At 57.6% G+C, this 10,959-nt stretch carries 11 protein-coding genes; 7 read left to right on the top strand and 4 right to left on the bottom strand.

Annotation, left to right across the window (positions count from 1 at the left end):
• The first annotated feature begins 108 nt into the window (after positions 1-108).
• Genes ACR0AL_RS15125 through ACR0AL_RS15095 form a run of 7 tightly spaced genes read left to right on the top strand, consistent with a single transcriptional unit; the run spans position 109 to position 5,419 of the window.
• Positions 109-1,239, top strand: a complete 1,131-nt coding sequence (locus tag ACR0AL_RS15125; RefSeq protein ID WP_254428557.1) for an ABC transporter substrate-binding protein — start codon at positions 109-111, stop codon at positions 1,237-1,239.
• A gap of 52 nt (positions 1,240-1,291) precedes the next feature.
• Complete coding sequence (locus ACR0AL_RS15120) at positions 1,292-2,212, top strand: branched-chain amino acid ABC transporter permease (RefSeq protein WP_170362124.1); 921 nt, start codon at positions 1,292-1,294, stop codon at positions 2,210-2,212.
• A complete protein-coding gene (locus ACR0AL_RS15115; protein ID WP_480663662.1) occupies positions 2,209-3,195 on the top strand; it encodes a branched-chain amino acid ABC transporter permease in 987 nt (328 codons plus the stop codon). The genes ACR0AL_RS15120 and ACR0AL_RS15115 overlap by 4 nt, the downstream gene beginning before the upstream one ends.
• The gene (locus tag ACR0AL_RS15110) at positions 3,188-3,937 is read left to right on the top strand and encodes an ABC transporter ATP-binding protein (RefSeq protein WP_480663661.1); all 750 of its coding nucleotides are present in this window, start codon (positions 3,188-3,190) and stop codon (positions 3,935-3,937) included. The genes ACR0AL_RS15115 and ACR0AL_RS15110 overlap by 8 nt, the downstream gene beginning before the upstream one ends.
• Positions 3,934-4,620: an ABC transporter ATP-binding protein gene (locus ACR0AL_RS15105; protein WP_480663659.1), complete on the top strand. Its 687-nt coding sequence runs from the start codon at positions 3,934-3,936 to the stop codon at positions 4,618-4,620. Before ACR0AL_RS15110 ends, ACR0AL_RS15105 begins: the two co-directional genes overlap by 4 nt.
• A complete protein-coding gene (locus tag ACR0AL_RS15100) occupies positions 4,620-5,027 on the top strand; it encodes an acyl-CoA thioesterase (RefSeq protein ID WP_480663657.1) in 408 nt (135 codons plus the stop codon). Before ACR0AL_RS15105 ends, ACR0AL_RS15100 begins: the two co-directional genes overlap by 1 nt.
• Positions 5,024-5,419: a RidA family protein gene (locus ACR0AL_RS15095; RefSeq protein ID WP_480663655.1), complete on the top strand. Its 396-nt coding sequence runs from the start codon at positions 5,024-5,026 to the stop codon at positions 5,417-5,419. The genes ACR0AL_RS15100 and ACR0AL_RS15095 overlap by 4 nt, the downstream gene beginning before the upstream one ends.
• Before the next feature lie 24 nt (positions 5,420-5,443).
• On the opposite strand, the gene ACR0AL_RS15090 is transcribed toward ACR0AL_RS15095, so the two are convergent.
• From ACR0AL_RS15090 to ACR0AL_RS15075, 4 genes are all read right to left on the bottom strand, one after another.
• Positions 5,444-6,190, bottom strand: coding sequence for an outer membrane beta-barrel protein (locus ACR0AL_RS15090; protein ID WP_480663653.1), 747 nt, complete (start codon positions 6,188-6,190; stop codon positions 5,444-5,446).
• A gap of 49 nt (positions 6,191-6,239) precedes the next feature.
• The gene (locus tag ACR0AL_RS15085; protein ID WP_480663651.1) at positions 6,240-7,484 is read right to left on the bottom strand and encodes a DUF3179 domain-containing (seleno)protein; all 1,245 of its coding nucleotides are present in this window, start codon (positions 7,482-7,484) and stop codon (positions 6,240-6,242) included.
• Positions 7,485-7,543: 59 nt separating this feature from the next.
• Positions 7,544-9,211: a sulfatase-like hydrolase/transferase gene (locus ACR0AL_RS15080; RefSeq protein WP_170350937.1), complete on the bottom strand. Its 1,668-nt coding sequence runs from the start codon at positions 9,209-9,211 to the stop codon at positions 7,544-7,546.
• Between the two features lie 104 nt (positions 9,212-9,315).
• Positions 9,316-10,953 (bottom strand): sulfatase-like hydrolase/transferase, encoded by a 1,638-nt coding sequence (locus ACR0AL_RS15075; RefSeq protein WP_170350938.1) that lies wholly within the window; start codon positions 10,951-10,953, stop codon positions 9,316-9,318.
• Positions 10,954-10,959 lie beyond the last annotated feature (6 nt).

The following is a 10,959-nucleotide window of genomic DNA, read 5'->3' as shown; positions in this document are numbered from 1 at the left end:
GGTGTGAATAGCGGCATAACAAAAAAGAACGCCCTGTCAGGGGCATAGGCTGAACGCGGGGAAGATTGGCAAAAGGCGCGTTCGAAAGACCAACGAAGGGAGATGAAGATGAAAAAGTTTCTAGCGGCCGCTGCGGTTTCCGCGCTGTGCGCCACCGGTGCGGTGGCCGAGGTCAAGGTCGGGATGATCACCACGCTGTCCGGCGGCGGGGCCGGGTTGGGCATCGATGTGCGGGACGGGTTCATGCTGGCCATCGCGCAATCGGGCCGCGACGATATTGAGGTTGTAATCGAAGACGACCAGCGCAAGCCCGACATCGCCGTGCAGTTGTCGGACAAGATGATCCAATCCGAACGGGTCGATGTGATGACCGGTATCATCTGGTCCAACCTTGCCATGGCGGTTGTGCCTGCGGCTGTGAACCAGAACGTGTTCTATTTGTCGCCCAATGCGGGCCCGTCTCCCTTGGCCGGGAAAGGTTGCCATCAGAACTATTTCAACGTCGCCTGGCAGAACGACAACCTGCACGAGGCCGCCGGGGCCTATGCCAACGGTGCGGGCTATAAGAACAGTTTCATTCTGGCCCCGAACTATCCGGCTGGCGTGGATGCCTTGACCGGCTATAAGCGGTTCTTCGAGGGTGACTTGGCCGGTGAAATTTATACCGAACTGGGACAGACCGACTATGCTGCTGAAATCGCCCAAATCCGGGCTAGCGATGCAGACAGTGTGTTCTTCTTCCTGCCGGGCGGTATGGGGATTTCCTTCCTCAAGCAATATGCCGACAGTGGGATCGACCTGCCCGTGGTCGGTCCGGCCTTCAGCTTTGATCAGGGCATCCTGCAGGCAGTTGGTGATGCGGCAATGGGTGTGGTGAACACCTCCCAGTGGAACAAGGATATCGACAACCCGACCAATGCGGCGTTTGTGGAAAGCTTTCAGGCGGAATACGGACGTCTGCCTTCGCTCTACGCAAGTCAAGGGTTTGACACCGCCAATCTGCTGCTGTCGGCGCTGGACAAGGCCGACCCGTCAGATGCCGATGCTTTCCGTGAGGCGCTGCGAGCGGCCGAGTTCGACAGCACCCGCGGCGATTTCAGCTTTGGCCCAAACCATCACCCGGTTCAGACCATCTATGCGCGTGAAGTGATCAAGGAAGGTGACGTATTCACCAACAAGATCCTCGGCGTTGCGCTGGAAAACCACTCTGACGCATATGCGGCCGAGTGCAAAATGTAACTGACCCTCTGCCTGCCCCCGATTGCGGGGCGGGCAGGCCACCGGAGTTCCCATGTCCTCGATCCTGATTATCGAGCAGATCCTTAACGGGCTGCAGTTCGGTGTGATGCTGTTCCTGATGGCGGCTGGTCTGACGCTGATTTTCGGCGTGATGGGTCTTATCAATCTGGCCCATGGCTCGCTGTATATGGTGGGGGCTTTTGCGGCGGCGGTTGTGGCGGGCGCAACTGGGTCTTTCCTGCTGGCGCTGGTTGCCGCCCTGGCCGCCGCAGCGCTGGCCGGAGCGATTGTCGAGATGGTGGTGATCCGGCGATTGTATAACGCGCCGCATCTGGATCAGGTGCTGGCCACCTTTGCGCTGATCCTGATCTTTTCTGAAGGAACACGCTGGGTCTTTGGCTCTTTTCCGCTGTTTCTGGACATTCCCGACGCGCTGTCCGGACCTGTCACTTTGCCGGGCGGGATCGAATACCCGCTGTATCGTCTGACCCTGATTGGCATCGGGCTAGCCGTGGCTGTGGGTCTTTGGGTGCTGATTGAACGCACCCGTCTAGGCATTCAAATACGAGCGGGAGAGAATGATCGTGAGATGATCGCGGCACTGGGCGTCGATATCTCGAAACTCTACACGCTGGTTTTTGCGCTGGGCGCGGCGCTGGCCGGATTGGCCGGCGCTTTGGTCGGGGCGATTCAATCGGTTCAGGTCGGGATGGGAGAACCGGTGTTGATCCTGGCCTTTGTGGTCATTGTCATCGGCGGGATCGGTTCAGTTCGTGGTGCCTTTATCGGCGCGCTACTGGTCGGGCTGACCGACACGCTGGGCGGGGTGTTCCTGCCCGAATTGTTCAAGCTGTTCATGGACAATGGCGCGGCACAGAAAAGCGGCTCGGCGCTGGCCTCGATGGGGATTTATGTGCTGATGGGGCTGGTGCTGATCTGGCGACCCACCGGGTTGTTCGGAGCACGCGCATGAGGTTGAATGAGACATACCTCAACGCCTTGATGATCGCGGGTCTGCTGGCACTGCCGCTTTGGGCTGCTATGGCAGACCAGCCCTTTACGATCACACTGGTGACGCGAGCTGTGATCCTTGCGCTGGCGGCGGTGGGGTTAAACATCATCCTTGGGATCGGCGGCATGGTCAGCTTTGGTCATGCCGTGTTCTTTGGGATCGGAGGGTACGCGATGGGCATCCTTGCCTATCACGCGCAGACCTACACGGCGCTTGATCTGGGACTATTCACCACCGATGGCACCAAAGCTATGCCGGTGATCTGGCTGGTGGCGATGATCCTTTCAGGGATGGTGGCGTTCTTTATCGGGCTGCTGTCGCTGCGCACGTCCGGGGTGTATTTCATCATGATCACGCTCGCCTTTGGGCAGATGTTTTTCTACTTCGCGATCTCCTGGGCGCAGTACGGGGGTGAGGATGGGCTGTCGATCTATGTCCGCAACGACTTTCCTGGTCTGAACACACTAGCACCGATCCAGTTCTATGGCATCTGTTTCACGCTGCTTTGTGTGGTGCTATTTCTGTTCGCCCGCCTTCAGGGCTCACCCTTCGGGTTGGCGCTGAACGCGGCGCGTCAGACGCCCACTCGGGTTGAGACCGTGGGCCTGAACCCGATGCGGTTGAAGCTGTTGGCCTTTGTCCTTTCGGGGGCAATCACCGGGTTGGCAGGAGCGCTGTTTGCAGACCTGAACCGCTTTGTCTCCCCCACGATGTTCAGTTGGCAATTGTCGGGCGAATTGATCGTGCTGATCATCATCGGAGGGGTGGGGCGCTTGATGGGGCCGGTCATCGGGGCCTGCGTCTTTGTCGCGTTGGAACATTTTTTGGGCGAGCTAACTGACTTCTGGCACGTCTACCTGGGCGTGGTCCTGCTGTGCATTGTGTTGTTCGGGCGTGGGGGGCTGATCGGTCTGCTGACCGGGAAAGAGGGGGCACATGTCTGATCCCGTCCTTTCCACGCTGAACCTGAACAAAAGCTTTGGCGCACTCAAGGCCACGGACGACGTGTCGATTGACCTGATACCCGGCGAAATCCATGCGATCATCGGCCCAAACGGGGCGGGCAAATCGACGCTGATCCAACAGATTTGCGGTGGGTTGCAGCCAGATTCCGGACGGGTCCAGCTGAATGGTCAAGATGTCTCAGGGCATAGCACGCAGGCGCGGGCGCGGGCCGGGCTGGGGCGCACCTTTCAGATTTCCCAATTGTGCATGGAAGACACCGTTCTGGAAAACGCCGTGCTGGGCGCGATGGGCGCCGAACATATGGCTTGGCGGTTTTGGCGACCTGCCCTGAAACGGCCCGCGCTACGCGAGCGGGCCGAGGCAGCGTTGGAGCGCGTGGGCCTCAGCGATGACCGCGATACGCGCTGTGCCAACCTCAGCCATGGTCAGCGGCGGCAATTGGAGGTTGCAGTTGCTTTGACCTTGTCCCCAAAAGCCTTTGTGATGGACGAGCCAATGGCCGGGCTTGGTGCCGGAGGGTCGAAACGGCTGACGGGTTTTCTTGACGGGCTGAGACAGGAAGCGCCCATTTTGCTAGTCGAGCACGACATGGACGCGGTTTTTGCGTTGGCCGATCGGATCAGCGTGCTGGTCTATGGCAAGGTCATCGCCACGGGCACGGCGGACGAAATCCGCACCAGCCGCGAAGTGCGCGACGCCTATCTGGGGGACGAGGCATGAGTCTGCTGCGGATAGAAAACCTCAGCGCCTCTTACGGTGTCAGTCAGGCCCTGTTTGGTGTGGATCTTGAGATTGCGCAGGGTGAGGTCACTGCCCTGATGGGGCGAAACGGGATGGGTAAGACCACCACGGTAAAGGCCATTTGCCGGATGATCCGGTCAGACGGCACGCTGACGCTGGACGGTCAGGACCTGCATGCGTTGCCCAGTCACAAGGTCGCGCGCAAAGGCGTGGGGCTGGTGCCCGAAGGGCGCCGCTGTTTTGCCGACCTGACTGTGCGTGAAAACTTGATTGCGGCGGCACGTCCAGGGGATTGGACCCTGCGTGGTGTGACCGAGTTGTTTCCCCGGTTGGGTGAACGGCAGGGGCAACGGGCGGTTTCCCTGTCGGGAGGAGAGCAGCAGATGCTGGCGATAGGCCGCGCGCTGATGACTAACCCCCGACTGCTGATCCTGGATGAGGCTACCGAGGGGCTTGCCCCGATCGTCCGGCAGGAAATCTGGGCAGCGCTGCACCGCCTGCGGCAAGAGACCAACGTGGCGATCCTGCTGATCGACAAATCGTTAAAGGAGTTGGCGGCTGTGTCTGACAAAGCGGTCATTCTGGAGCGGGGCCGCACTGTCTGGACCGGTACCATCACTGACCTGACCCCTGAAATTTCCGAAAAATATGTGGGGGTCTGATGGCGTTTGAGTTTCATCAAAAAGTCTTGTTCAAACATTGCGACCCTGCCGGGATCGTGTTCTTTCCGCGTTACTTCGAGATGATCAATGATTGCGTCGAGGCGTTCTTTGATCAGGGCTTGAACGCGCCGTTCCACGATCTGCATCGCGCAGGTGCCGTACCAACTGTTCAGATCCAGACCCAGTTTCCCGCACCCAGCCGCCATGGAGACCAATTGGTTTTCCAACTTGAAATCACACAGATCGGCAACAGCTCGGCGGGGTACACGATGACCGCCCGTTGTGGGGATGAGGTGCGGCTGGCAACTTTGGCGACATTGGTCCACATCAACGCCGATGGCCGCCCCGAGGCTTGGCCAGATACCATCCGCAGCAAGCTGGAAACATTCAGAAAGGACGCGACATGAGCCATAAGATCATTCAGCCCGACGGCTGGCTTCCGGCCAAAGGCTATGCGAACGGCGTTCTGACCAAGGATGGAACCTTGCATATTGGCGGCCAGATCGGATGGGACGCGAACAAGGAATTCGTCAACGGCAGCTTTATTGGCCAGATGAAACAGGCCCTGCAAAATATCGTGGACATTGTCGAAGCCGCAGGTGGTGAGGTAACCGACGTGACCCGCTTGACCTGGTTTGTCATCGACAAAAGCGAATACCTGGCAAAACAGGCCGAAGTCGGCGCAGCCTACCGAGAGGTGTTTGGCAGGCACTTCCCCGCCATGTCGATGATCATCGTTGCCGGTTTGGTCGAAGACGAAGCCATGGTTGAGATTGAGGCCACAGCGCATCTGTCGTAACCCCGGTTGTTAAAGATTGCGCACTCAGAACCGGTAAGTAGCACCTATCAGCGGGCCGGATTGATCGAATTCGTAATCATTGCCGTCAATATCGTGGTCGAAAGATATGTAACGGTATCCACCCCGCAGCATCCACCTGTCGTTTATGATGTAGTCTGCAGTCAGCAGAACCGACCAGGTCTGGCTGCCGCTGCGAAATCCTCCGTAATCCACATAAGCGGTGCTGGTCCATGAATCGGATAGCGTAAACCGTGCCCGGACCCCAACTACCGGGTCGACCCAACTTTCGTCGGCAGTAGAGGTAAAGGCGGGACCTCCCACAGGTGTCAGCGAGAAATCAGTGTCGGTACTGTACCACCTGAAGCCGCCCGCAAGGTCCACCTTGACGGTTGGATCATTGCGCACTCGGTAACCCAATAAGGCCGTCAGGAACTGTGTCTTGACCGAAGTTTCAAGGTCGCCGCCGCCAGGCCCGGTATCGCCAAAAGACAAGTTGGTATAGTTATAGTCGGCCAGCACGCTCCATTGCCCGTTTGTTGCCGCCAGCGCGCCCATGAACGCAAAGTCGAGGTTTTCCAGCGCGTCTGTAAAGCTAAGTGTCGCGTCAAGCGTACCCCTAGGGGTTTCAATGCTGGTCTCGGTCTCGGGCATGAACAGATAGATAGTGGCCTCGTAAGACCAATCGGACTGCTGCGCCGAGGTGGGTGCTGCCACGGATGTCAGTAAGGCCGCTGCGACGGTGCCGAGCCTTGTTTTTTTGGATTGTACCATTCTGTCCCTCACTATTTCTGTCTTAAATTATGTGTTTCCGAAATGGGTCCTATGCCGCTACGTCCTTAGAGTCCGTTGCGCCCGAGCCGACGCGATTTATGTCAGTGTCCGGGAAAAACTCGGACCAGACGTGCCAGAATACTCCGGCCCGCAGAGTTTCTACCCGTTGCAACTGACCCTGGTCCGACACACCCCAGAAATCGCAATGTGAAACGGGCTGACCACTGTCATTATACCACACGCCCAAGCTTTCGTATTTCGGGTCCAAACTGACTACGACATCGCGGCCACCGACGGTGGCGTTGACGATCCAGTTGTTGTCGGTGACGAAATCATCCGTCCAGCAGGCGGCATCCTTGCCGATTGTGATCCCCCAGACATAGGTCTTGTTGGGCAGCCGGTCATCGGAACGATCCATATTGTCCATTACGGGTGCTTCTTCCTGATGCTGGCGGCCGATGCCCCAGCCAAAGGTGATCTCGGTCACCATGTCCAGCAGCCGCAGCAGAGGATTGGACGAGGGTTTGTTCAGAAAGACTTCGCCGTCGGGAAAGGCCTTTTGGAATCCTCGGAACGTCATCCGGTAGGTCGGCCAGGGCTTCATCTGCGCCTCGGGGCGCAGGGGGCAGGCGAGCCCATCTGCGTTCGGGTCGCGGTCGGCCTCGCGGAAGCCATAGATATGCTGGATCGGTTCGCCGGATTCATTGTCGCGCAGGATCAGGTTGTTGCCGTGCTGGGCCAGCACCTCAAGGTCCAGCCGCTTGCCCTCGATCCGTGGGGTGTATCCCTGGCCGAGGTTGGCCATTGCGCAATAGGTCATCACCACATCTTCACCGCCCAACCCATCGACGTCACCGGCCAGATGAGGTCGCATGATCTGTGCATCCGGGTGCGCGCGGGCATGGCCGTTGTTATCCATCACGATGACCGGCGCGGTTGGGCCAACATATTTGCGGGCCTCGCTGATCGGAAAGAAGGCCGCGTCGTTCAACTGGTTACGCAGGCCCAGATGCACCCAGACAAAAGGGAAGCCGTAAAAGAACAGCACCAGCAACGCAGACAAAGCCCACAACCAGAACGACCCGCCACCCAAAAAGAGAAAGGTCAGCGTGGAGACGGCAAATGCACCCAACCCGATACCGATCAGGCGGTATTCATGCCGGATGAACCGCACCATATTCTCGCGCTTCACCTTCAACAGCATTTGCGAGATGTCGCCCAGATCGCGGAAATAGACAAAGCCAATGCCAAGCGACACCACTATGCCAAGTGCGAAGATTATGTTTCCAGCCATCGCCTTACCTGCTGTCAGTTGAAAAGGCCGCCCGCGGAAATACTGCGGGCAGTCTAAGCTTATTGTTGTGACGATTGGCGTTTGACCAGGAACGCTTCAACCGCTTGCTGTGTCTCGGGGCGGATGTTGTCGATGCCCTCGTACGGAACACCCGTGGCCGGAGGAGTATCCGGGAATTTTTCCTTTCGCGCATTGTGGCGCCCGAGAATCCGAACGAACTCCTGTCCACCCCAGGCACCAACTTCGGTCGACACCGAATACTCCTCACGCGTGTCGCGATATAGGTCGAAAAACTTGGCAACAATCGGGCTTTCACCGGGTCCTGGCAGCTTGAGCTTGAGCTGATCCTTGACGATGGCTTCGGGCTTGGCGACCGAGTAGATGATCACGTGATCCCGGCGTGCTTTGGATTCATCGGCAAAAAGAAGTGCGGCCGACTGGTCCACACCATCGACAAGCCGGTCGCGAGGGATGAACTCTTCCGCACCAGCAAACCGCGCAAACGTTGTGTACATATCAGAGACATGAACAATGCTGTTCAACAATGCGTCTTCTTCAATCATTCCCGGCCAGCGAATAAAGGCATCAACACGAACGCCACCTTCTGTCGTGTCAGCTTTTCCACCGCGGAAGATCATTGGGGTGAACCCTGATTGCGGAGAATACTTGGTGAAATGGCCATTGTCGCCCATTACGACAATGATGGTGTTCTCGGTTAACCCAAGCTCGTCCACTTTGGCGAATAGGTCACCAAGCCATTGATCCAGCAACTGCATTTTGTCGACATACAGCCCGCCGTTGGCGCTTTCGGGTCCGTCACGACCAGCACGCGTGTTATCCAGGGGAATCATTGGCCAATATTGGAGAAAGAAAGGTTCTTCATCGCCGGCCAAACGCTCAAGTTCAGATAGGGTTTTGTCCTGAAAGGCTTGGTTCATCTCGTCGTATTTGGCGGCATTCCAACGTTCGCCTGTTTCCATGCGGATTTCGCGGATCGGACCGTCGGCCTCGCCTTCGATTACTGTCATCATCGCGGATGCATCAGGTCTGAACCAATTGTCCAAAGTGTATTTGTCGTCATAATCGCGGATCGCGACAGATACCTGTTCCTTTATGGCATCATCGTTGAAAATGGTCAGTTGTCCTTGCTGATGTACGGCCATTTGGGCGTAGTCAAAGCCTTGGTTCATGGCCCAGCTTTCAGCGATGTCCCCCATGTGCCATTTTCCCACATGGCTTGTGGCATAGCCCGCCTGTTTCAAAACTTCCGGTAGGGTGACCTCATCGCCAGGCAAGCCAAACCCTGCTATATCCACGGCGGTGTCGCCCATCCCCATCCTTACCGGCAAACGCCCAGTCATCTGTGCCACACGGGTCGGCGTGCATGATGGCTCAGTGTACATACGCACCATTCGCATGGCCTGATCCGAGAAATCGTTGATGTTTGGCGTCTCATAGCCCCGCACTGCGTTCAATTCGGGGATGCCCATGTCGCCAAAGCCCAAATCATCGATCAACACGCTGATGATGTTCGGAGGATTGCCACCGTTGCCGTCCCTAAACGCGGCCAATGCTTCGTTTACAGCAGCATCATCCTGTGCCCATTGGTCGGCGTGCTGGGCCTGCAGAACGTAAAATTCGGCGTCGTGCTGAATGGGGTTTTCCTGCGCCAATGCCGATGTGGCCACAAGACCTGATGATAAGGTGATTAACCATCCCAGTTTCATTCCGTACTCCCCTTGTATGCAAGATGTTCTCTTGGCCTATGGCTGCCGAGGTATTCTCACATTGAAACATTATGATGTTTATTTCTAAAATTCTACGGTTTACCTCATTGCCAGCTCATGAAGGTTTCGCGCGCCAGTTCCGATTCCGGACGCAGGTTTTCGATCCCTTCATAGGGCAGGCCAGTGCCAATCTCAGAATGCGGGTATTTGGCGATCATTTTCTGATGGCGTTTGACCATGTCCTGAAACGAGGCCCCGGCCCAAAGGGAATACCCCACCAGCGGGTGTTCTTCGCGCGGGTCGCGATAGATGTTGTAGGTCGGTGCGCCAGCGCCGGGTTGTCCGGGGGCGGGCAGGTGCATCTTGAACTCTTGCTTGACCACAGACCGGAGGACCGGCCCCTCGTAAACATAGACATAATCGCGCCGTCCGTGGCCTTCGCCGTTCAGCAAAAGGGCGGTCTGGTCGATGCCGTCAATTACGCGGTCGCGCGGTATATAGTCAGTCGCCCCCGCGATCCGGGCCATTGTGGTGTAGATATCAGAGACGTGAAAGATATCGCCCGCCGCACTATTGGCTTCGATCACATTCGGCCAGCGGATAAAGGCATCGGTGCGTACGCCGCCCTCAAGATGCTGGGTCTTGCCGCCGCGATAGATCAGTTGGTTCAGGCCTGAGGTGCCCTCGTAGTGATACATCAGGCCATTGTCGGCCATCAGGACGACGATTGTGTTGTCGGCTTCGCCGGTTTCTTCCAGCGCGGCCAGCAGATCACCGATCCAGCTGTCCAGCAATTGTAGCTTGTCCGCGTGAAAGCCCCCGTTGCGTGAAATCGCTTGATCGGGATAGACGAAATTCAGCGGGTATAGCGGCCAGTATTGCAGGAAGAATGGCGCATCTTCAGCCGCAACGCGCTGAAGTTGTTCCAGAGCTTGCTGCTGATAGCGCAGGTTCATGTCTTCGTATTTCACCTGCGTCCAAACCTCGCCCGCCGCCATGTCGACTTCGCGGGCCACGCCCCCCGCCTCGGCCTCGACACCTGTGACCAGACCGTAGGGTTTGAACCGCGCGTCCAGAAGGAACTGATTGTTCTGTCCTTCGGGTACATAGCCGAGCATGGCATTGGACCGCATCGCCTCGGGGGTCATGAGGCTCAGCTGTACTTGTTGGTGCAGGGGGAAGGCGGCCCAGTCGAACCCCTGATTGTGGGGGTAGGATTGTTCGATATCGCCCTGATGCCATTTGCCGACATGGGCGGTGTTATAGCCCGCTTGTTTCAGGATTTCAGGGAGAGTGACTTCTGAGGCCGGAAGACCCTCGCCCACCAGCGCCACCTTGACCTCTTCCACCCCGGCTCGCACCGGATGGCGGCCCGTTAGCATTGCCGTGCGTGTGGGTGTGCAGGAGGGTTCTGTATACATTCGCATCAGCGACAGACCCTCGGTTGCCAGCTGGTTGATGTTCGGTGTCTCGATCCCCATGACGTAGTTCATCTTGCGGTCGCCCATCTGACCAAAGCTCACGTCATCAATCAGGATGTAAAGGAAATTGGGTGGTTGGCCGCCATTCGCATCGCGGATTTCGGCAAGCTTGGCGTCAATTTCAACATCCTGTGCGTCCCAGGCCGTGCCGAACTGCGCGCGCAGGTATTCGAACTCACCATCGTGAATGATTGGGGTGTCCTGAGCAATGGCCGGGCTGGCGGTCAGGATCAGCAGGGGCAGAAGGGTACAGAGTTTCATAGTCAA

It is taken from the genome of Ruegeria sp. BB1 (genome assembly GCF_056539465.1).
This window is presented reverse-complemented; position numbering and strand designations above follow the sequence as displayed.

What these genes read in the sequence shown, in the direction of transcription:
- ACR0AL_RS15125 (WP_254428557.1), top strand. Translation starts at nt 109, where the DNA reads ATGAAAAAGTTTCTAGCGGCCGCTGCGGTTTCCGCGCTGTGCGCCACC.
- ACR0AL_RS15120 (WP_170362124.1), top strand. Translation starts at nt 1,292, where the DNA reads ATGTCCTCGATCCTGATTATCGAGCAGATCCTTAACGGGCTGCAGTTC.
- ACR0AL_RS15115 (WP_480663662.1), top strand. Translation starts at nt 2,209, where the DNA reads ATGAGGTTGAATGAGACATACCTCAACGCCTTGATGATCGCGGGTCTG.
- ACR0AL_RS15110 (WP_480663661.1), top strand. Translation starts at nt 3,188, where the DNA reads ATGTCTGATCCCGTCCTTTCCACGCTGAACCTGAACAAAAGCTTTGGC.
- ACR0AL_RS15105 (WP_480663659.1), top strand. Translation starts at nt 3,934, where the DNA reads ATGAGTCTGCTGCGGATAGAAAACCTCAGCGCCTCTTACGGTGTCAGT.
- ACR0AL_RS15100 (WP_480663657.1), top strand. Translation starts at nt 4,620, where the DNA reads ATGGCGTTTGAGTTTCATCAAAAAGTCTTGTTCAAACATTGCGACCCT.
- ACR0AL_RS15095 (WP_480663655.1), top strand. Translation starts at nt 5,024, where the DNA reads ATGAGCCATAAGATCATTCAGCCCGACGGCTGGCTTCCGGCCAAAGGC.
- ACR0AL_RS15090 (WP_480663653.1), bottom strand. Translation starts at nt 6,190, where the DNA reads ATGGTACAATCCAAAAAAACAAGGCTCGGCACCGTCGCAGCGGCCTTA.
- ACR0AL_RS15085 (WP_480663651.1), bottom strand. Translation starts at nt 7,484, where the DNA reads ATGGCTGGAAACATAATCTTCGCACTTGGCATAGTGGTGTCGCTTGGC.
- ACR0AL_RS15080 (WP_170350937.1), bottom strand. Translation starts at nt 9,211, where the DNA reads ATGAAACTGGGATGGTTAATCACCTTATCATCAGGTCTTGTGGCCACA.
- ACR0AL_RS15075 (WP_170350938.1), bottom strand. Translation starts at nt 10,953, where the DNA reads ATGAAACTCTGTACCCTTCTGCCCCTGCTGATCCTGACCGCCAGCCCG.